The sequence below is a fragment of the Halodesulfovibrio aestuarii DSM 17919 = ATCC 29578 genome, assembly GCF_000384815.1.
In the GTDB taxonomy this organism is placed as follows: domain Bacteria; phylum Desulfobacterota; class Desulfovibrionia; order Desulfovibrionales; family Desulfovibrionaceae; genus Halodesulfovibrio; species Halodesulfovibrio aestuarii.
In genome coordinates this window covers 172,833-194,706 of record NZ_ARQF01000018.1, presented here as the reverse complement: position 1 = coordinate 194,706, position 21,874 = coordinate 172,833, and the positions used below count along the sequence as shown (strand labels likewise).

Annotated in this window: 20 protein-coding genes; 5 read left to right on the top strand and 15 right to left on the bottom strand. The window is 45.5% G+C overall.

Annotated features, from left to right (window positions below; all coding sequences use genetic code 11):
- Window positions 1-19: 19 nt before the first annotated feature.
- The 5 genes from F461_RS0103905 to F461_RS0103885 all read right to left on the bottom strand — a co-directional run bounded on the left by F461_RS0103905 (window position 20) and on the right by F461_RS0103885 (window position 4,210).
- Complete coding sequence (locus F461_RS0103905; RefSeq protein ID WP_019999847.1) at window positions 20-934, bottom strand: major capsid protein; 915 nt, start codon at window positions 932-934, stop codon at window positions 20-22.
- A gap of 12 nt (window positions 935-946) precedes the next feature.
- On the bottom strand, window positions 947-1,732 hold the full coding sequence (locus F461_RS18490) for a hypothetical protein (RefSeq protein WP_019999846.1): 786 nt from the start codon (window positions 1,730-1,732) through the stop codon (window positions 947-949).
- 68 nt (window positions 1,733-1,800) lie between these two features.
- Entirely contained in the window at window positions 1,801-2,172 is a 372-nt protein-coding gene (locus tag F461_RS17020) for a hypothetical protein (protein ID WP_019999845.1), read from the bottom strand.
- Window positions 2,173-2,186: 14 nt separating this feature from the next.
- Window positions 2,187-3,917, bottom strand: coding sequence for a portal protein (locus F461_RS0103890; RefSeq protein WP_019999844.1), 1,731 nt, complete (start codon window positions 3,915-3,917; stop codon window positions 2,187-2,189).
- A gap of 65 nt (window positions 3,918-3,982) precedes the next feature.
- Complete coding sequence (locus tag F461_RS0103885) at window positions 3,983-4,210, bottom strand: hypothetical protein (RefSeq protein WP_019999843.1); 228 nt, start codon at window positions 4,208-4,210, stop codon at window positions 3,983-3,985.
- A gap of 444 nt (window positions 4,211-4,654) precedes the next feature.
- Here F461_RS0103885 and F461_RS18485 point away from each other — a divergent pair, with 444 nt between their 5' ends.
- On the top strand, window positions 4,655-6,019 hold the full coding sequence (locus F461_RS18485) for a M23 family metallopeptidase (protein WP_019999842.1): 1,365 nt from the start codon (window positions 4,655-4,657) through the stop codon (window positions 6,017-6,019).
- 77 nt (window positions 6,020-6,096) lie between these two features.
- Here the strand turns inward: F461_RS18485 and F461_RS0103875 are convergent, their stop codons facing one another.
- From F461_RS0103875 to F461_RS0103855, 5 genes are all read right to left on the bottom strand, one after another.
- The gene (locus F461_RS0103875; protein ID WP_019999841.1) at window positions 6,097-7,158 is read right to left on the bottom strand and encodes a metallophosphoesterase family protein; all 1,062 of its coding nucleotides are present in this window, start codon (window positions 7,156-7,158) and stop codon (window positions 6,097-6,099) included.
- Between the two features lie 286 nt (window positions 7,159-7,444).
- Window positions 7,445-8,815 carry an alanine/glycine:cation symporter family protein gene (locus F461_RS0103870; protein WP_019999840.1) on the bottom strand — a complete coding sequence of 457 codons (1,371 nt, stop codon included), beginning with the start codon at window positions 8,813-8,815 and terminating at the stop codon, window positions 7,445-7,447.
- 446 nt (window positions 8,816-9,261) lie between these two features.
- Window positions 9,262-9,828, bottom strand: coding sequence for a hypothetical protein (locus F461_RS0103865; protein ID WP_019999839.1), 567 nt, complete (start codon window positions 9,826-9,828; stop codon window positions 9,262-9,264).
- Complete coding sequence (locus F461_RS0103860) at window positions 9,821-11,347, bottom strand: phage terminase large subunit family protein (RefSeq protein WP_019999838.1); 1,527 nt, start codon at window positions 11,345-11,347, stop codon at window positions 9,821-9,823. Before F461_RS0103860 ends, F461_RS0103865 begins: the two co-directional genes overlap by 8 nt.
- A gap of 224 nt (window positions 11,348-11,571) precedes the next feature.
- On the bottom strand, window positions 11,572-12,468 hold the full coding sequence (locus F461_RS0103855) for a sensor domain-containing diguanylate cyclase (protein WP_019999837.1): 897 nt from the start codon (window positions 12,466-12,468) through the stop codon (window positions 11,572-11,574).
- 166 nt (window positions 12,469-12,634) lie between these two features.
- On the opposite strand from F461_RS0103855, the gene F461_RS0103850 reads away from it, so the two are divergent.
- From F461_RS0103850 to F461_RS0103840, 3 genes are all read left to right on the top strand, one after another.
- A complete protein-coding gene (locus F461_RS0103850) occupies window positions 12,635-13,285 on the top strand; it encodes a peroxiredoxin (RefSeq protein ID WP_019999836.1) in 651 nt (216 codons plus the stop codon).
- 121 nt (window positions 13,286-13,406) lie between these two features.
- On the top strand, window positions 13,407-14,234 hold the full coding sequence (locus F461_RS0103845; protein ID WP_019999835.1) for a rhodanese-like domain-containing protein: 828 nt from the start codon (window positions 13,407-13,409) through the stop codon (window positions 14,232-14,234).
- Between the two features lie 12 nt (window positions 14,235-14,246).
- Complete coding sequence (locus F461_RS0103840; RefSeq protein ID WP_019999834.1) at window positions 14,247-15,359, top strand: NAD(P)/FAD-dependent oxidoreductase; 1,113 nt, start codon at window positions 14,247-14,249, stop codon at window positions 15,357-15,359.
- A gap of 47 nt (window positions 15,360-15,406) precedes the next feature.
- Here the strand turns inward: F461_RS0103840 and F461_RS0103835 are convergent, their stop codons facing one another.
- Window positions 15,407-15,616 carry a hypothetical protein gene (locus tag F461_RS0103835; RefSeq protein WP_019999833.1) on the bottom strand — a complete coding sequence of 70 codons (210 nt, stop codon included), beginning with the start codon at window positions 15,614-15,616 and terminating at the stop codon, window positions 15,407-15,409.
- On the opposite strand from F461_RS0103835, the gene F461_RS17010 reads away from it, so the two are divergent.
- Window positions 15,607-15,795 (top strand): hypothetical protein, encoded by a 189-nt coding sequence (locus F461_RS17010; protein ID WP_034604077.1) that lies wholly within the window; start codon window positions 15,607-15,609, stop codon window positions 15,793-15,795. The two genes, F461_RS0103835 and F461_RS17010, sit on opposite strands and share 10 nt — an antisense overlap.
- A 48-nt stretch (window positions 15,796-15,843) precedes the next feature.
- Here F461_RS17010 and F461_RS17005 read toward each other — a convergent pair whose 3' ends face one another.
- The 4 genes from F461_RS17005 to F461_RS0103815 form a co-directional block, all read right to left on the bottom strand.
- Window positions 15,844-16,092 (bottom strand): DUF2188 domain-containing protein, encoded by a 249-nt coding sequence (locus tag F461_RS17005; RefSeq protein WP_019999832.1) that lies wholly within the window; start codon window positions 16,090-16,092, stop codon window positions 15,844-15,846.
- 116 nt (window positions 16,093-16,208) lie between these two features.
- Complete coding sequence (locus tag F461_RS0103825; protein ID WP_019999831.1) at window positions 16,209-18,095, bottom strand: peptidylprolyl isomerase; 1,887 nt, start codon at window positions 18,093-18,095, stop codon at window positions 16,209-16,211.
- 40 nt (window positions 18,096-18,135) lie between these two features.
- Window positions 18,136-20,067, bottom strand: coding sequence for an aconitate hydratase (locus F461_RS0103820; protein WP_019999830.1), 1,932 nt, complete (start codon window positions 20,065-20,067; stop codon window positions 18,136-18,138).
- A gap of 168 nt (window positions 20,068-20,235) precedes the next feature.
- A complete protein-coding gene (locus tag F461_RS0103815) occupies window positions 20,236-21,669 on the bottom strand; it encodes a sigma-54-dependent transcriptional regulator (RefSeq protein ID WP_019999829.1) in 1,434 nt (477 codons plus the stop codon).
- Window positions 21,670-21,874: the final 205 nt, after the last annotated feature.

The window sequence follows — 21,874 nt, the reverse complement described above, 5'->3', positions numbered from 1 at the left end:
TAATCTCATCTTTTTTGCGTTAGACAGTTCGCGCTGCTTCAGTGCCGTCAAGGAAGTTGTACGAGGTCACAATTTCTACACCGTTCCAATGTGTGATCTGACGATCAAGATCTCGACCACTAGGAAGTACCTGAAGAGACTTGCCCTTATGTTCATTGAGCAACGTCTGCGCTTTCCCGTGCATAAAGAGATAGGTGGTACCAGAAGTTGCGCGCACGTCTGCAAGCAAATCGTCAATCATCATGGCAGTTGGAGTATTTTTTTTATTAATGTTAACCAACGCGGCAACAGAATGCTCATTGGCAATCTGCAAGCCGAAGTATGCTTTTAGACGGCAACCGTAGCAAAGTACGCCTTCATGCTTACCGGAAGATGCCTTATAGAGCTGTCCCCCGTTAATGGGCTGCACATCAAGTAAGGTTCCCTGCTTGAAGCTTTCACTTGAATAAAGACCGGTTGTCTCGCCGGAAACAAAACGTACCGCAAGAACTGAGTAACAATCGTCTGAGGTTGCACCTGCACTTACCATACGCTTGTTATCCGCAGCCCAACGCAGGAAGTTATCGTAAATGATACGCTGTTCCGCAGCCATACCGGACTTACGGATAATCTTTGGAAGCTTACGGGCAAAATAAGCTTCTTTATTACCGAACATGCGCGCTGTGTCTTCCGGACACTCGATTTCCCCACCGAGAATTGAAAGATCTACTTTTTTTAGATCACTCGTCACATCGACTCCGGGAAGCGGTGCATTCATTTCAACCCATCCTGCACCTTCGACATCTGTCACTTCTTCATACATATTCCACAGACCATGGGACGCTTCTTCAAAAGGAATGACCCCCAGTACCGGTGCTTCTTCTGTTAAACTGTCTACCTGCTGTGGCTGTTTTGCGCTGTGAACTGTTGCAAGTTCTTTAAGTGTCGCACCCATAATTATCCCCTCCTAGCGGGTTTTAAATACTTCATTACGTAAAAAATCCTCAGTGGACATAGAACGGGGAGTAGCGCCACCGCCTGCGTGCGGAATAAAATTTTCCTCTTGAAGCAAGTCTCCGACACACGCCATCATCTCCGCAAAAATGTGATTATTCCCCAATCCAGCCTCAAGCATCGGCTGTAACCGACCTCCCAATTGAGTATTCAGAGCACGTACAGCACTGTTTGCCACAGAAAGACGCTGTTCAAACTGCCCTTTCCATGGCCCACTCTCCAGAATATGCATGGACAGTTCGCGCTCGGCATCCATCTGCCGCGCCTGCTCTTTCAAATAGAAATCAACAGCCTGCTGTGCCTGTTCATTATTCAAACCGCAGTCAGCACAGAACGCCTGATAATTATCCAAAAGTTCCTGAGTTACAGGCATATCCTCTGGAAACTTCACGGCGAACGGCTGAACGTGTCCCTCCTGAGAAGCATCTGTGCCCAAAGCGCTCCCGTTCTGGCTACTTCCTTTCGGCTCAATGCCCTTCGAAACAATATTTCCTGTGCTCTCTGCACCCTGCGGAGATGCTTGAGTTTTACCGTCTAGTACGGTGTGTCCCGAATACCCCGTTCCGCTTGGCTGCTGGGAAGTCGGGGGGGCACTCTGTCCCGAGCCCTGTCCATCTTTTGAGCCAGATGCAAGGGCATGCTCCGTTTGGGCAAGCTGCCCCATGTTTGTACTCCCCTGCGGTCCGCCTCCCTTATCCGCCTCTGCCCCAGTTCCATTTCTATCCATTGCGGTATGCATATCTATCCTCCCATTTCGACGGCGCTAACGAGTACCGTTCGTTATTATTCCGGCTGTCATTGTTACAGTCAGTTTATCTCTGCCGATGCCCACTCCTGTGAAAACTGAAGTTGTAACCGCACATGACAAACCGGATCTGCCAAGGCGACATCTGCCATACGGTCACGGGCATATTCCAGCAGCGCAACCCGTTCCCGCATATGCTCATCCCGTGCAAGCCTGTTATTCATGCATGCTTCATCCAGCCACATACGCAACACCCGTACCCCTGCTCCTGATTCAAGCCGCAACACTTCCCGCAAATCTTGCAGATATGAGATCATCCGTGTTTCTGCATCAGCACTTCGGGCATGTTCCATTCCATAGTCTTCTGCAAGAAGCCGCGATAATTCTGTTTCACTTAGATCGCACAGCCCTTGCAATTCCACATCTGCATGCATTCGTTCTCCGTACCTTAGCGTCCTGTAAACGTCAGAGCTTCCTGTAGAAGTTTTTGTGAATCTTCCCCTGCCCCTCCGCCTACGGTTGAAACAATTTTTTCAAAGAGTTCCGGAGACTCTTTGACTGTACTCACAGCAGATGACACTGCACTTGCCAATCTTTCGATTTGCTCCGGAGCCTGAAGTTCTGACGCCTGCGCCTGTGCAGCTTCACGCCGCGCGGCAACATCTTCGTCAGATCGAAGAATTCTTGCCGGAACACCGGAAGTTGAAGCAAGTTCATCCACACATTGATCGAAATCCAATTTATCCAGAACGGATGGTGCAACTGCTGCCATTCTTCCAACCTGTTCCGTCAACTGACGAATAGCGTTGGAACCAGCAAGTTTTTGTGCCTGAGCAAGTACGGATACATACTCAACCTGCAACGCTCTGCCTTCCAGTTCCTGCGGAGCGTCCGGCATCCGCCCGGAACGTTGCAGCACTCCAAGCATTCGCGCCAGCAACGGATCGAGAATTTCTGTCTGATGACGCTCAATTACAGGCCCGAGCATGACCATTTTTTCCTGACTGCGCTCGAGCACCTCTGTTGCAGTAATGTTGCTACGGTCTTCACCTGTGAACATTAAGAACAGATCATTAAAAAAGCCTTCACGAATCCCGCGGCGCACATCATCAATTTTGTATGAAACAGCCTGAATATCAGGATTAATCTGATACAGAGGAGACACGGCATCCTGTTGTGTACTATTTACAAAGTTCTGCGCACCAGGAATAAGATTTAAACGCTGCTTGTACCCAGCCGGAACACGCATTGGTGGATTAACTACCTTATGCACAGCAAGAAGCTGACTTTTCGCCATCTCTTGAAGCATTTTCACATCCGGCATCACATCCATTGCAGGTGAATACCCATAGGTATCCATACCCGTCACATCCCACCTTCCACACAGATGCGGAAATTCCATGAAGCCACTCTCATTCAAAACAGTCGTGGCATCTGTTCCCATTTCAAACGTTATGGATGCCCACGGCATATTTCTCTTACCCGCAAGTACTGGTTTACCTGCACCTTGCGTAACAAAGCTCTTGCCTTCCCGTGGGCACACCAGATGCCCTATTTCAATCATGCTGTAAGGATCACGGGAAAGCATCCGTCTTGCGGTTGCGGACAAAGTCTCTTCACCAAACTGCGCCGCTAACTGCCGTACTGTCATTTTAGTACGGCGGAGAACGGTATCGATCTTTCCGTAACGATCTGAGGCCCATGCAAACTCACCACATGTCAGGCACGAAAAGCTGAAAAGCTTTTTTTCGTCCGAGGCCATATACATATCTGCTGAACCGAATGCGGCCAGCTCGGAATACATATTATGGGCAGCCTGATAAAATCCGGCATGTGCCAGTTCATTATATATGCGGCTCTCAACGTCATCGAGCCACAATCGAACCGGAGCATACTCCATCAACTCCTTATCAATAAGCCGCAGTCGAAACCACGGTTGCGCCGGAGAAGTAAGCCCGCTCTGCATCCCTGCCGCAAGAATCCGGATAGCCCGCGATGCGGTTCCGTCGATAATCTTTTTGCTAAAACGCGCGCTGCTACCGGAGTCGGAAAAAGAAAAGGTGCCCTTATGCGGAACTATATAATATGATACATCCCGCCACGCAGACTCCCAATCCTGCCGTTGTGCTTCCAGAAAAACAGCCGTGTTCCGGACAGCTTTAAGTAATGATTGCGACATAGTTGTTCCTTCTACCTGTACTCCGAAATGCCGCCATCGGTTGTTCCGGACAGGCTTGCATAGTCTTAACTGCCAAGCAGGGTGCTTTTCTTCAGCCGTGCTTCAGACTCATCCCCCTGAGCGCTTGTCAAAATAGTTGCACGTCTGCCATCTCTACTGGCCTGACTGCTTTCCACACTGGAGTACAAGTCGGCCTTGCTCACAGTGTTCTCTTCCTGCACGGGAGGCGCCGCTGGAGGCACCGGTGCAGGTGGTGGAGACGAAACTGAAATTTTGCCTTTTCCTCCGCCCATCTCAACTCTCCTTACATTTTAGATAGCTGCCGGTTGTACTAGTTCATACCATCAAACAATCTAATCAACTTCGCCAAGTATGATCACATCGAAATAGACAACCAGCAGCAGGTCTAACCTTTGAAAATACCTTCTGAAACGACAAAAGTCGTCTTGCGTTCTGCACGCAAGGCGACTTTACTGCATGTTTTTTTACGATTCGATGAAACAAGGGTGATGCCAAGATGATGGCATGGTTCCCCACGTACGTAAGAGGGGTGGACACTATATGAGACGCGTCATCCACTACCATCATGTTAAAAGATGTAAACAAAGGATGATGTGTATAACAAAAATCATATTGTAACTATTCAACTATGTCTAATTCCATTCAAAAAAGAGGGGGTAGACAAGCTTTATCTAAGCAAGTAGTGCATTCAGGCATTCGGAAACGAGAAAACACTTATGAAAATGTACTTTTTGACAAAACAACAAAAGGATTATTTGTTCTTTACCATTGCGTTACTACTATTTACCTCACTTATTGCACTACCTAACTTAGCAAACGCTTCAACGACTAGTACCGCATCTATCGACAAACGTTACAATCTTTCCGACCTCATGAATGGTTGGGAACAAATCAATCCCAAGAGCGCGCTCCCTACGGAGCATGTTCCAGGCTTCGCCAACGACAAACTTTTTACCAAAAAAGTTTCGGTAAAAAAGGGAGAAACCCTGTACGGGGTACTCAAAAAAGCTGGCGTTCCGCTAAGGCAACAGCGTCAAATCGTTGCTACAACATTAAAGCAGAAGGCTTTTCGGTTCGATGTAGGGTTAGAAATGACCCTGACACTGCGCCAACTTCCTAAAACCAAACGAAAGGAACTTGCGCAACTAAGTGTGCAGCTCAATAAAAACCGTCGTTTTGTAGTTAGGCTACAACCAAACGGTACTTACAAAGCTGCAATCGAACGTACTCAGTACAAGGGGAAACTGCAGTATGTTGGGGGCATCATCAAAAACTCATTTGTTAAAGATGCACAACGTTCCGGCCTTCCTGCCTCTATCGCTTCACAAGCCTACAAGCTTTTAGCAAAGAGGAAAAAACTTACTAGAAGAAACATTAAGAACAAAGACTTTGAAGTTATTTACGAAGTCTACCCCAAAAAATCTGGCATTGCCCCACGTCTCCAATACGTTCGCTTAGGTAAAAAAACTTCGATGCAACTTTTCTTTTTTGAAGGGGAGTACGGAGGATCGTATTATGATGTGAATGGCAACACCACTGCCAGCAGGGGAAAAATCGAACCTGTAAAAAATGCTCGAATCAGCTCCAAGTTCGGCTACCGTAGGCATCCGATTCTAAAACGCAGAATACTGCATAAGGGAGTCGACTACGCAGCACCAAGAGGAACCCCCATCCATGCTGCAGCAGACGGTACAATTGACTTTATTGGGCGCAACGGTGGATATGGTAACCAGATCACCCTTCGTCACAATAGCTCTACAAAAACAGCATACGCGCATATGCGAAAGTTCAAAAAAGGACTGAAGCGCGGTAGCAAAGTTAAAGCTGGCGACATCATCGGATACGTTGGCAACACAGGTCGTTCAACCGGCCCACACTTACATTTTGAAGTGCTAAAAAATGGAAAAGCAGTAAATCCACTAACAGCGGAACTGCCCCGTCCTACCAGACTTAAGGGTGTTGAACTGGCACAGTTTAAACTCTCTCAAGTACGTTTATTCCTACAGGTTGCACAGCAGCGTGTTATGACAGAAACAGTGGCGTCACTGACTCCAGAAACAATTGCTAAAGCAACCTTATAAGTTCGCTTTTACATTATTAAAAAAAGCCCTCGCAGAAGTATTTTGCGAGGGCTTTTTAGTGTTACTTACTATGCCTGCTACAGCACCTTTGTACCTATGCGCTGAGAATTTTTTTCATAAAACTCGAGAACCTCAGCGTCACTTGTCGCGCTGCGTTCTGCATACTGCGTTTCGCGCCACCATGTTGCAGCAAGCAAATTATTGAGCGCTTCAATGTGCACAGACTCTGGCACTCCGATCATAGGAGTTTTCCAAGTTACGGCTTCCGGTGAAACCGTCAGTACAGAGTATCGCATCGGGTGTGTATTGGCAGAAGGAGCAACCATGTAGTTAACACCACCAAGCTCACTTACACGCATACCGATATGGCGATGGCCTGTAATCATAAGCGGAGCAGCTTCTGCATGCCTCTCAAGAACGGCACGTACAGCCTCAGCGTTATCAGCACAGAACCACTGTTTAGGGCCTCCCTTCAGCTCATCACTGGACCACGGAATGACGTTATGATGCATGAACACAATATTCATCTCGTCCTTATGGTCACTCAACTGCGTATCAAGCCATTCCAACTGCTCTTCTGGAAGCACACCACCCCACTTTTTCTGCTCAAGCGGAAGGTTGGCATCAAGACCGATGATACGCAGCCCGGGAACAACAGAGTGTGCCCAATAACGATTACCTGAACCATCGTACCCTTTCCCATCAAAAAACTTCACAAATTCTTCAATAGTAAGGTAGGAAAAACCTTCTCGATGCTTTGCAGGATTTACCGGCACAAAATCATGGTTTCCAGCGATAACAAAATACGGAACGGTCAATCTGTCCAATAATCCTTTAATTGCTTCAGCATTCTCTTTTTCACCATCAAGAAGAAGATCACCAGTGACAACAACAAAAGACAACCCTGTCTCCTGATTAAGTCCTTTTACAGCCTGATGAACACAGTCCACACTAGCTGCGCTCATCTTCATACCGTTTTTACCCTTAATATCAAGATGCGGGTCTGAAATCACACCAAAGCGTACTGGAGCAAAGGCTGTTTTGGTTGGAGCAGCAAAAGCTTTACTTCCCATCAAAGACATCCCCATCAGCGTAAAAGCTCCGGACTGAAGGAATTGACGACGATTTTGATTTTTCATTGTACACTTCTCTCTTAACGTTGCAATTTTCGAGGAAATTGAACGCATCCCCAATAGGCATGCATTCTATTATGTCTTAAAATGTTTATTCTGCGCATAAACATCGTCTACAGCGCAACAGAATAGCTTTTCCATTTTTTATCAAGTTATTTCAACAGTTACTGCGACACGTCATTGCTACCACAACGTCACCCCATATTTGTTACTCGTACAATTCTTTTCTGTGACATAAAAAAAGCCCCTCCTGAATAATCAGAAGGGGCTTTTTATCTGTTAGGTAACTTAACTATTTATCAGCGTGGCGCAATGCTTCAGGTGCAACACCATTTTTCATTGCAAAGTATTCACGGGTTTCGCGAACAATAACCGGACTGAGGAAGAGAAGACCAATTAAGTTTGGAAGAGCCATAAGGCCGTTGAAGATATCTGCCAGAGTCCAAACCAGACCAACTTTCTGTACAGCACCAAAGAGAATAACTGCGATGTACACAATTCGGTAAGGTTTGATAGCAGCTGTACCAAGGAGGTATTCAATGGATTTCTCACCGTAGTAACACCAGCCAAGAATAGTGGAGTACGCGAAGAGAATAAGACCAATGGTTACAACGTACTGGCCGCCTTCAAAACCGAGACGGAATGCTTCGGTAGTAAGAGAAGAACTAGTAAGACCAGAATCCCAGTTGAACATGATGATTACGAGACCAGTCATAGTACAAATAACGATTGTATCAATGAAGGTCTGAGTCATGGAAACGAGAGCCTGATCTACAGGGTGCTTGGTTTGCGCTGCAGCTGCAGCAATTGGAGCAGAACCAAGACCGGATTCGTTAGAAAATACGCCACGTGCAACACCGAAGCGGATAGCTGCTGCGACTGTTGCGCCAGCAAAACCACCGGAAGCTGCAACAGGGCTAAATGCGTATTCAAAAACAAGACTAAATGCAGGACCAACCTTATCAAGGTTAGAAAGAATAATGAACAGAGCACCACCAACGTAGAACACAATCATGATAGGAATAAGAATAGAGGTAACTTTACCAATAGACTTAATACCACCAAGAACTACGACCGCGGTAAGAATTGCGAGAATGATACCAACAATGAAAGGATCAATACCAAAGGTATCTTTAACAGCAAGTGCTACAGAGTTGGACTGTACCATGTTACCGATACCAAATGCGGCAACAGCTGCGAAAAATGCGAAAACAGAGCCGAGACCTTTCCAGCCAAGACCACGTGCAATGTAGTACATTGGACCACCGCACATTTCGCCATTTTCGTCTTTCACGCGGTATTTTACAGCAAGTACAGCTTCACCAAACTTGGTAGCCATACCAACAAGACCGGTAATCCACATCCAGAACAACGCACCAGGACCACCAATAGCAATCGCAGTAGCAACACCGGCGATGTTACCTGTACCAACGGTTGCAGAGAGCGCAGTCATCAGGGCTTCAAAGTTTGAGATATCGCCGTCTTCTGCCTCGTCGTCTTTACGTTTAATAAGCGCAAGATACAAAGAATAGCCAAGTTTTCTAAACTGCAAACCCTTGAGCATAATTGTCAGCAGAAGGCCGGTACCAACCAGCAAGGTAAGCATTACAGGGCCCCATACCCATCCGTCGATCATATCCAGCCATGACATAAAGCTTTCCATCAGCATACTCCTGTTGCTTCTTCACGCTTCAGCACTCAACATACAGAGCGGCTAAAGACGTGCACAGGGATAACAGATTCTTATCTGTCACCCACAGCTATGACTTACTACCTTCTTGAAATACTTCAAGAATATGGGTCTAGCCATCGATCTGGAGGCTGCAAGTCCCAGTACAGCTCACCTGACCAAGTAAAAATACTAAAGCCCATTCGACTAAAACGAATTATCGGCCATGTTACGCGGTTTTACTATTTCGTCAATATGACCACATTTTACTCTTCCACACTGAATGTTCAAGCAAGAGGGCAGTTTTTACTTTTTTCTTATAATACCTGTAATTGACAAGGATAAGTTGGTTACATAACCAAACAAAACATACGTTTTTTCAAGCAGTTACATTCAAATGAATATTTTCACAATCTTGTATTTTCTAACACTTTTATTCACTATTTCAACATCTTAAGATACTCGCGTCGTACAATAGAAAAAACTGCACTTTTAAGGCACTTTTTCTTTTTTTTTTGAAAAAAAACTGACGAAGGCATCTCTGTCACTAATCGAAACCCCAACTTTTCAATAAAGTGTAAAGCATGCCGATACACGCGAGGGGTAAGGCCATAGAGGGCATCAAAGCAAAATTTTCCTTCACTCTTTGAAAACAATAAAAAATTCAATAAAAACGATGCAATATCGTATTCTTTACCCTTAGAATTGTAAAACATTGTAAAATGGATCATTCCGCAGCGCCCGAGAAAGTTATTTAACCACACCAAAGCCAGCAATTCTCCCCCTTCATATGCAGCATACACATAGTTCATATCATCCTGCATAAACTGGATAAAATCTGATTTTTTATTAATCTCACCATCGTAAAATACTATCTCTTTTTTCCCTTCCTTACAGAGCGTTTGCCAAATAGTTTCAAGTTCCTGTTCGGTTAAACAACTCGTGTGGTGTGGAATATGGGCTCTAATTTCATACTTACATGATAATACACTAGAAACATTAGGCATAAATATCATACTCCATATTTCCCAAGTCAGTATGCCCAAAACTCATATCCAACGGTGAAGGAAACTCTGTCCCAAGTACCGGCTCTAAAATTCGAGCCATACAGTCCAGCATGTCATCATGAGTACTTACTGGAAATGCCAGATATTCCTCAGCAATAAACTCTTTAGACAAGTCTCGCCATACGCCTTCTTGATCTCTGAATGGCGAGCGTACAGGCAGATACATTCTTCTCTGTTCAAACAGTGGAACCAGCTTCCCTATTCTGTCTTTTTTTGGAACCGCACCACCCAATTCCACCACATCAAACCTGTAGTTCCTATTTTGCATTTCGAATCGCAGATGTTCGATATCCGCCTGCATACCATACCGCTCATATCCCACGGCCAGAGGACGATACTGCCGATGTAAAGAAAAAAGACAGGCAGCGCGTTCAGTCAGGTTCATCCGGTCCCGCACCCCGCCAATAAGATAGTAATTTCCATCCTCTGCTAAACCTATGACCAGCATCACAGTATAATCGCTCCCCAGCTTTTTTCCCCCTGCTGGGTCAATCACAATGTATCTGTTCATACCTTGCCAATGAGCTGGGTCTTCAGGTTGCCAATACCGTAACCATTCTTCCTTAAATCCCTGCACACTGTCCGCCTTCGGGTCTTGCAACATCTGACAGCCAAAAACATACGGCCCCATCTGTCTGCGTTTCTTTTCCAGTTCTTCCGGTGCAAGAAACACTGGCGCACCGTCTGCCTTTCCATTGTCTGTAGCGGTATGAATACGGGGCCTTGCGGCCTGACGCCTGATAATTGTCGTGTATGTGTCATTAAAATGGTAACGAGTTCCGACGTATCTTTGTTTTCCACCATGCATTCCCAGATTCAGGGACAGAGCCCAGCATTCTGTTACCTTACTGATCATTTCCGGAGTTGAAACAGAATCACGAGTGACAACGTCGTCATACACAAGAATTTCAAAATGCTTTCCGGTCGGTTGCCCATCCACAAGCCCCCATGCCTCAACGGTTGCTTCTTTCGGATTCTTTTTTCTGCGCACTACAATTCCGTTATCTACAGACCATCGAGGTGATTCACGCTTAGGTGACTCCCACAATATTTCTGGATAACACCGTTTGAGCACTTCGTTCTGCTCAAATTCATGCTTAATCTGGACAAGAAAACCTTTTGCAATAGGACGGGTATGTGAAAAAATTCCGACAGTAACTTCCGGATTCACCAGAATATTCTGAATAGTGAGACCAAAGGTAATAATCGTCGATTTATAATGCTCCCGTGCCCATAAATCCAACATCCCATCTGGATATCGTTGCACCTCCTGACACCGGTCAAAATGCCAGTCCTGATCCATATCTTTTCGTCCCATTATTTTTGTAAGCAAAAAAAATAAATCTCTTCGACCTAATTCAGCCATCAATCGAATGGCTGCACTTTCCGATTCTTTACGGGCGGTACGAAATAATTCTGTATAGCAAGCTGCTGCTTGATGCCGATTCGCAAATTCCATGTTCTCTCCTTACAAATAACAAACAGAGAACAAATACCTTGTGTTTTACTCACGAAACGACGTGGCAGGGGTGAGGGCGGTATATTGCGATGATCTAACGCCAGCGTACCGCATATGGGGGGGTAGATAACAAAAAACGCCGCACCCAAAGGGCGCGGCGCAACTCAACATCAAAATAAATCTAGACCAGTTACTTTTTAAGAACTCATTATGAATGCAGACAGCTATACAACATCCTCCGTAAGAAACTTATCACGTCCATCCAGTTTTGCTAGATACAGTAAACTATCTGCACGCTCTACAAGCTGTACACCTTTCTCATCTTCTGCCATTTCTGCAATACCACCACTTACCGTAATAGGTCTTACTGAACACGGCAGAGCTGCGCTACGCAATTGCGTTCCAAAAGTTTCCATCCGTTCAAGCGCTTCCTTGGCCTCACACGAAGGTAACAACACTAAAAATTCCCCGCCACCAGTTCGCGCCATTACATCACCTTCACGCATATGCTGCCCCAGCAACGCTGTCAGATACCGCAACACATCATCCCCGCAACGCCTACCCTGCGCTTCATTTAAACGGGTAAAATGGTCAATATCGAAAACACAGACACTAAGTGACGTCTTTTTTTCAATCACATCAGACACAGTTCTTTCCAATAATACGGGAACATAGCTCGAATTATATAATCCCGTAATAGAGTCAACAACATCAAGTTGATCAAGCATATACGAACGGGAGGTTAAAATATCTGACACATGCTTACTCTGTGTCACGTCCTCAAGAGAAAGGACAACATACTTCAACTGCCCTGCATCCTGAATAGGACTTGCTGTCATTTTCACCCATTGCGGAATACTTTTTTCGGCTCCCCTCTGTCTAAGAAGAGTTTGTGAAACCGAGCGGTTTGACTGAATTGCCTGCATTACTGGATGCTCGTACTGAGAAATTGTTTTCTCACCGAAACCAGTTGCAAAACCTTCCATGACACTATGGGATTCATGGTCCCACATGTTTTTCGCTATCGGATTTGTGTACAGAATCTCGCATTCAGGAGAAAAAATCATAACTCCATTGGAAAGCTGCTCAGCGAAGAACAAGACATCTTTAGACAGATTCATAAATCAAACCCCGTTCGTAAAATTTATGTCATTATGGTGCTTTGTTACACACAATTTCAACAAAATAATATTAAAAATGAAGTTGCTACTTTTTTTTGTCGAGAATTAATTGCTATACTATACACTACTGTAAGAAATAATATTACTAACATTACAGGAGGTTGCCATGACAACCCTATTCCCATTGCTAGGCGACCCGCTTCCGCAGCTAACTGTGAAAACGACGCACGGCACAATGACTATTCCTGATGCAATGAAAGGAAACTGGTTTATTCTTTTCAGTCATCCAGCTGATTTTACACCTGTTTGTACCACAGAATTTGTCGGCTTTCAAAAGCGTATTAAAGAGTTCGATGCGCTTGGTTGCAAATTAGTCGGCATTTCTATGGATCAAATTTTTGCGCATATTAAATGGATAGAGTGGATTAAAGAACAGACCGGAGTAGAAATCACATTTCCTGTAATTGCAGATTATGGCGACGTGGCAGAAAAGCTTGGCATGATCCATCCCGGTAAAGGTACAAACACGGTTCGTGCAGTATTCTTCATTGACCCGAACGGCATCGTCCGCACCATTTTCTACTATCCACAAGAAATTGGCCGTAATATTAGTGAAATACTCCGCACTGTGCGCGCGCTGCAAACTTCTGATAAAAACAAAGTTGCCATTCCGGCTAATTGGCCCAAAAATGAACTCATTGGTGACCGCGTCATTATTCCGCCAGCACAAACCGTTAACGACGCTAAAGTTCGTTTGGACACTCATGAAGGATACGACTGGTGGTTCTGCCATAAGGAACTCAAAAACAATAAATAGCCTCGAAAGCCTCCACACGGGGGCTTTTTCTCGTGCCCTTTCGTACAATCTTTCTTTAATTTAACTTATTGAAACTATTTGTTGTTACGTGTTACAGCTGTGTAAGATCAAGGGAGAGTTTATGCATTGGAAACAGTTTCTTACCCCTGTCCAGTCAGTAGCACCCCAAAAAGCTCTCGCTATGCTTAACAGTGATAGCTCTATTCAGCTCATCGATGTCCGTCAGCCCGTCGAATATAGTGATGGTCATATTCCAGGAGCAAAACTTATCCCTCTTGGTAACTTGTTGGATCAACTATGCGAACTGGATAAAGAAAAACCAGTTCTGGTATATTGCGCAATCGGCGGACGCAGCCGTGTGGCGGCTCAGTTACTTTCTGGTCAAAAATTCCAAAACGTCTACAATATTACTGGTGGATTAAAAAGTTGGAAAGGCTGGGAGAGCACCGGGCAATACGACCAAGGCTTACAATTGTTTACCGGACTTGAGTCACTTGAGGAGATTCTTCTCGTTGCTTACACTATGGAACTTGCCCTTAACGAATTTTACACAGAGATGGCCAATCATGTCACAAATAAACAGGCAGCGTCTCTCTTCTTGAGCCTTGCCAATATTGAAAAAGAACATGAAACAAATATAGCTTCTCAGTATGCTGAATTTACGGGAAAAGTTTTCCCCAAGAATCTTAACGCATCAGAAACACTTGAAGGTGGTCTCACCACGGCTGAATACATGTCTCGGCTCGGCGCAGACATGGAAACTCCGCATGATATTTTAATTTTTGCCATGTCTATTGAATGTCAGGCTATGGATCTGTACCTGCGGGCATCTGATAAGGCTCCGAATGCAGCAATAAAGAAAGAGTTATTACTACTTTCTTCTGAAGAAAAATCCCATCTCAACCGTCTGGCTGATGTTATGGACTCGATATATGTTTCGAAAGAATAAAAGGAGTTGATCATGGCAAAACTCGCACTCGTAGGCGCAGGACACGCCCACATGACTCTCATGACCAATATAAAAGATCTGATAGATCAGGGCCATTCTGTCGACGTAATCGGCCCGGGGAAAAGACATTATTATTCAGGAATGGGCCCGGGGATGTTAGGTGGCACGTATTCTCCAAGTGAGATCAGCTTTCCAGTACAGCGCATGTGTGAAGAACAGGGGGCCACGTTCCACCTAGACGAATGTGTCGGAGTTGACCCTGAAAAAAAACTCATCAAATTAAAGTCCGGCAAAGAGGTCGCATACGATGTCGCCTCGTTCAACACTGGAAGCTCTATTGTTGATGACATTGTAGCGCCTGACTCTAAAGACATATATACAGTAAAGCCCATTGAGCGGTTATTTGAAGGCCGAGAGCGTATTTTTGAGTTAGCAAAAAAAGACTCCCTCAGTATAGGAGTTGTAGGCGGTGGCCCTGCCGGAGTTGAAGTTGCAGGAAATGCATGGGCAGCTGCACAAGAGGCCGGTGCCAATGCCACGGTTCATCTGTACTATGGTAAGAGTTTTATGAAACGGGCTCCCGATAGGGTACGCAATTTGACCAAAAAAATTCTTGAGAAACACGATATTCAATTCATTGGCGGTGAATATGTTTCTCAGGTTTCTACTGGTAAAATTACACTTGCTGATGGAACATCATACAGCGACGACATCATATTTATTGCGATGGGCGTTCGTCCGCGTCCTATTTTTGAACATTCCGGTCTCCCCTATGGCAAAGATGGAGGTCTGCTTGTGAACAAATACCTGCAGAGCCCTAAGTACGATAATATCTTTGGTGGCGGAGACTGCATATGGTTCGACCCGCAGCCGCTGGATAAAGTCGGAGTCTATGCTGTACGCCAAAATCAAGTACTCAACGATAACGTTATGGCACGGTTAAATAATGAACCGTTGCATGAATTCAAACCGGGTGGCTCCTACCTCCTGATTTACAACACAGGCGGTAACACAGGTGTACTGCACAAGTTTGGCATAAGCTTTAACGGACACCGAGCCTTTGCCATTAAGGACTACATTGATTCCAAGTTCATAAAAAAATTTAAGCCGGATTATGACAACTAACATAAAAGCTCTCCTTGCAACGGCCAGCAAGGGGAGCTTTTAAAATTTTATGACAGGTCATAATGCTCAGGAAGGCAAAGGTGACATCCATTGGCCTCCGGATACATTTTTTTTGCAGCCTCAAAGGCTTGTTCCGAAGAATCAAACTCACCCACTTTACAGAGCTGTTCGTCTGGAGGACACCATTCACACCCCTCCACATGGACTTCGTGATCTCCACTAGCCATCATCTTTGTATGAACGACATATGCAACCATACACACCTCCTCAAAGCATGGTGTTACTCAAAAACAGCACCATCACCAGTAAGAATCTCTGCAATATAGGCGAACTTAAGTACCTGATCGTTCCTGCTCAAGAGTTTATGCGTATTATCACCATACCCGTTATTGATGCATTTACCTTTATAATATCACCTGCTGACTTCATACAGTAGCACTGCCAACATTTAGAGCGCAACAATATATACTCTTCTATCCGTCAACTACTTCCCGCGTTGCTGTCCTCTTTTTTCAAACAGGACGGAACAATCTTTATGTGTCCATTCCTGCTGAAATGTTCCGTCATCATTTTCAATAATAATCTGCGCTGGAGCAACCTCATGAGCCAGCTTCCGAGCAATGCGGATACCTTCATATTTTGTGTCACACACACAATATTCCCGGTCAGCCCCCTCCCTCTTCACCTTCCATTTCCCGCCATATGAGCGGACAAAATACGTAGTTCGTTTCATTGCTGCTCCTTTGGCTGATACTAGCACACGAGCACACAAAACTTCCAGTTTGGAATTCAAACACAAAAAAGCCCCTCATTGTGAGGGGCCTTAATTGGTCGTATGGCAAATCTGGACTACAGCTTATCAAGAAGTTCGTTGTTCTTGATAACAATCTCTGCCTTGTCAGCAAGAGACTTTATAAAGCTCTGTTCCATCTGCTGCTTTTTGCGCGCAAGAAGAGTTTTATGAACTTCTTCTTTTGCTGCCTGCCACACTTCATCGGATGGCTGGTCAACTTTATTCAAACGAACAAATACAGCACCTGAAGGAGTTTTGTAAGGTCCCATCCACTTGTTACCGTCAGCATCAAACACTGCTTTCACAACATCTTCAGCGGAACCAACGCCCGGGATAAAGCCCTTACGCTCAACAAGCGGAGAAGTCTGTACTTTTGGCTGGCCATCAATGTTGCCAGCGAGTACGTTTGTGGAAGCACCTTTTGCAGCCTCAAAAGCAAGCTCTACGGACTTGTCCGCCACAAGCTGCTCTTTAATGGATGCAGAAACCTGTTCAAGCGGCATGCTTGATTCCGGCTTAGATTTTTCAACTCGAGCAACAACATAGCCGTCGTTTGCTTCAAGCGGAGTATCTACAGCTGTGCCTGCAGGAACGGAGAACAACTCTTCAGCTGCTTCCTTGGTAACGCCCACAGCGACAGGAGCCTGTTCACGTGAAAACTCAGGAGAAGTCATGAGAGTAAGTTTCTGCTCTTTAGCAATGTCTTCTAAAGACTTACCAGAAAGCATCTGCTCCATCACAACATCAAGAGTGGTAGTCACTTTGTCTGCAGCCTGATCTTTTGCAAGTTTGGTCATAATCTGACCCTTAACTTCTTCAAAGGCAGGGATACGGGCTTTTTCAAGCTTGTTCAGCTTGATAATATGCAGACCGAAACGAGTGCGGATAGGTTCAGAGATCTCACCTTCTTTCATGGAGAATACTGCGTCTTCAAACGGCTTAACCATCTGTCCGCGGCTGAAAGTTCCGAGTGCGCCACCAGTAGCGGCGGAAGGACCTTCAGAGTATTTCTTTGCAAGCTTACCGAAGTCTTTACCACTTCGGGCAAGCTTAAGCACTTTTTCAATCTTTTTGGTTGCAGCAGCTACTTCTTTATCAGACGCATTTTCATCAAGTGCCACAAGGATATGGCTGGCATCTGCTTGTTCTTCTTTACGGAAGGAGCTCTGGTTATCAGCATAGTATGCCTCAGCTGCGGCTTCATCAACAGTTACGGTGCTTGCAAGACCTTCAGGAGTAATTGCAAGGTACTTGATTACTACCTGAGCAGGTACAGCATAACGGCCAATTTTTGCATCGTAAAACGCTTTGATTTCGTCATCAGTTACAGTTGCTTTCTTCATGAAATCAACTGCGGAGTACAAAATGTAGTCCATAGAACGTTTTTCACTGGCGTATACGAATGCTTCGTGAGCCTCGTCGTCAGAAACGCTTGCAGAAATTACAGCATTCTCACGAACTTTTTTGGTTAAAAGGTCTTCTTTGAACTGACGTTCAAAGCTACCGGCAGACATTCCCTGTGCAGCTAGCATCTGCTTGTACACTTCAGGATCGAACTTGCCCTGAGCATTCTGGAACAAAGGAATAGATGCGATCTCTGTTTTTAATTCAACAGGAGTCACGGTCATGCCAAGACGTTCTGCTTCCTGAAGCAGGAGAGTGCGGGCAATAAGACCCTGCAGTACCTGCTGACCAATTTTCAGCTGTTTAAACTGAGATTCGTCAATACCGGGAAAACGCGCTTTAATGGCATTCATCTGAAGTTCATATGCTCGCTTGAACTCAGGCATCATAATCGCAGTATCGTTTACAGTAGCTATCAAAGCAGAGTTTGAAGGGCCATTCATAGAGCCAACGCCCCAGAACACAAAAACTACTACTATGAGAGCAAAGGCAAGTTTAACACCCCAGGATTGGGAATTTTGCCGAATCGAATCCAACATACATTAATCCTTTTCTATGAGGATATGGTAAAGCCCACGCCTAGGCCTTACGACTTTTGGAGAAACGGACATAATTGAGCAGACCCCCTGCTCTAATTATATCCAGTTCTTTTTGCGTCAAATCGTTTATTACAGTTACACGCTTTCCGGAAGACAAAATAAGCTCAACAGGCTCGCCGGCTGCAATTGCAAGCGCCGGTACTGTGATTTTTTGTTCCTGCATAAACTCTGCGTATGCTTCTTTATCCACCAAAATAAGCGGAAGGATACCGAAGTTAACAAGGTTAGCGCGGTGAATGCGTGCAAAAGATTTAGCTACGACAGCACGAACACCCAAATGGCGTGGTGCAAGTGCCGCATGTTCTCTTGAAGAGCCTTGACCATAATTTTCACCGGCAACAATCACACCGTTTGCGGTGTTCTTTGCGCGGGAAGCAAATGAGGCATCCATTCGCTCAAATACATGCTCACTGATTGCCGGTACATTAGAACGTAACGCCGTAATAACAGCTCCGGCAGGCATAATATGGTCAGTGGTAATGTTATCTCCGGCTACAATGAGCACATTTGCGTCAATGTCAGCGTCAACAGCTGCGAATTGTTCAAGCGGTACAATGTTTGGCCCACGCAGAACTTCGACCTTTGAACCATCTTCTGGAGGAAAAATGAACTGATTCCGAATAGACGGAATAGTCTGTGGTAATTCTGGAATCTGTGGTGCATCACCCCAGCTTGCTGGATCTGTGAATTCACCATGCAAAGCAGCCATAGCTGCTGTCAACGGACTTACCAGGTAAACCTGTGCATCCTTGGTACCGGAACGTCCCTCAAAGTTTCTGTTAAAGGTACGTACAGACACACCTTCAGAAACCGGAGAACCACCCATGCCAATGCACGGTCCGCATGAACACTCTAAAAGACGAGCACCGGAATCAATAATATTTTCAAGCAGCCCCTCGCTGGCAAGCATTTTCAACACCTGCTTAGAACCCGGGCTGACCAGAGTATCCGTTTCAAACTTAACGTGCTTACCTGCAAACAAGTTTGCCACAGAGGCAAGGTCTGCATAGGAAGAGTTTGTACAGGAACCGATAGCAACCTGATTAACTTTAGTGCCAGCAAGACTGGCAACGGTAACAACCTGATCAGGCATATGCGGCTTCGCTGCAAGCGGTTCAAGGTCATTGAGTGTAATGCGAATTTCTTCGTCGTACTCTGCACCTTCATCCGCAACAAGCTCTGTCCAGTCTTGTGGACGTCCCATGCGGGTCAAAAATTCACGGGTATTTTCATCACTCGGGAAGAGTGAGGTAGTCGCACCGAGCTCTGCTCCCATATTAGTAATGACAGCACGTTCAGGCACAGAAAGGGAAGCTACACCAGGGCCGGCAAATTCAAAAACTTTACCTACACCACCCTTTACAGTGAGCATACCTAATAAGTGCAAAATAACATCTTTAGCAGACGCCCAACCAGTAAGTTCGCCTTCCAAGTAGACACGAACAACCTGTGGCATGCTAATAGTGTACGGTTCGCCAGCCATTGCCAACGCAACAGACAAGCCGCCTGCCCCCATAGCAAGGGAGCCTAAGCCGCCTGCAGTCGGGGTATGACTATCAGAACCAACCAGAGTTGCCCCCGGCTTACCAAAATTTTCAAGATGAAGCTGATGACAGATGCCAGTACCGGCAGGAGAAAACACAATGCCGTACTTTTCTGCAACCGTTTTAAGATAACGATGATCGTCAGGGTTTCTGAAGCCCATCTGCAATGTATTGTGATCAACGTAGCTTACAGACAAATCTGTCTTAACACGATCTACACCTAAAGCTTCAAACTGCAAGCATGCCATTGTTCCTGTGGCATCCTGCGTAAGAGTCTGATCAATACGCAGCTCTATTTCGCTGCCGGCACTCATGATTCCGGAGACCAGATGTCCGGAAATTATTTTTTGCGTTACGTTCTGTGGCATCCCTTGTTCCTCTTTCGCTACGAGTAGTTTTCTACTCATTGTTCAAACTATATTGTTGATCACATACAACATGCTGCATCACACCAGTTCACTGGTATAGATGCACCCCTTTCTGCGAAGAACAACGAATCCATCCCCTGTCAATACGATTGAGTGTGCGCTCTGAGCCTAGGGAATATCCATCCCCTGGCTACGGTACTCGTTCAACTTATTTCGCAAGGTTCGAACAGAAATCCCGAGCAGGTCTGCTGCCTGCGTACGGTTGCCCGATGTCTGCTCCAAGCCTTTCAAAATAAGTATACGTTCCATCTCATGAATAGGAATTACACTGCCGCTGAAATTACTGCAATCACCGCTACACGCATCAGAATCCGAGCTCGTATCGATACCTTCTTCTGCCTCGTCTTCTTCAAAAAGCGGCCAGTTATCCGGGTCAAGCAAGAAATGACATGGCTCAATAACGTTGCCGCCAGCAAGTAACACAGCACGTTCCATAAGGTTTTGTAATTCACGAACGTTACCCGGCCAATTGTAGGTAGACAACCAGGAAATCGCTTCTTCAGATACCTGAGCAGGTGGAAGCGCGTATTCCTTTGTGTACATGTCGATAAAGAAGTGTGCGAGTTCAATCACGTCGTCGCCACGTTCTGCAAGTGCCGGAAGTTTTAATGGAATAACATTAAGTCTGAAATATAAATCTTGGCGGAACTGTCCTTCCTTAACCCATTCTTCAAGGTTACGGTTCGTTGTTGCGAGAACCCTGACATTGACTTTTATAGTCTCGGTACCGCCAACACGGTCCAACTCACCTTCTTGAAGGACACGTAGCAGTTTAGCCTGCAACGCCAAGTCCATTTCAGAAATTTCATCCAGAAGAATTGTGCCGGTATGCGCCAATTCAAATTTGCCCAGTTTTCGTGAAATCGCACCTGTAAACGAACCCTTTTCATGCCCGAAAAGTTCGCTTTCCAACAAATGCTCCGGTAATGCAGCGCAGTTCACAGCGACAAAAGGATTATCCGCACGATCAGAATGGGCATGCAGATAACGGGAGAACATTTCTTTACCGGTTCCGGACTCGCCGGAGATTAAAACGGTCGCTTTTGATGGTGCAACCTGTCGTGCCAGTGCCAGAACCCGCTGCATAGCGCGGTTAGAACCGATAATCTTCGGTCCTTTTTCTGTTGCTGGAATAACAGCCTTATGTCCGCCAAGAGTAGAAGTTGGTGGAACAGCTTTTGGCTTTTTCCCCTCTTCAGGTACTACCGCACATATTTTCTCAAAAAGTAGCGGTTCAAGCCAATAGTCGTGTGCACCCATTTGAAGAAATTTTTCAGCTTCGCTCGCATTTCCTTTATCAGAAAACACAACAATAGATGGGAAGTCTGCGTCTGCTTCGGCAGCAGTAAGCAATTCTTCCACTGAATAACCGGACAGCGAAGGACGCGAAAAAATTACATCAGGACGAGACTTCGCAATAAATGCGAGGGCGCCCTTATAATTTTCCGCAAGCCCGACTTCAAAACCTGCGTCTTTAAGCTGGGGGAAAATACGAGTAATCGAAGTTGCCGGTGCAAGAAAAAGTATACGTCTTGATGACATGCAATCCTCTATGGTGACATCAAAAAAACAGAAGTTAAAGAGCGACCAACTCTGCCATAAATCTATCTGATTGGCAAAGTGTAGTTATACCACCAGCCGCGTGCTGCTGCCTCTTTTAAAAGAAACGCACTTAACGTATACCCAAAGCCCTTGCTACAATGGATGTAACAAGGCACTACCGCATACATGGAGAGTTTTTACCATC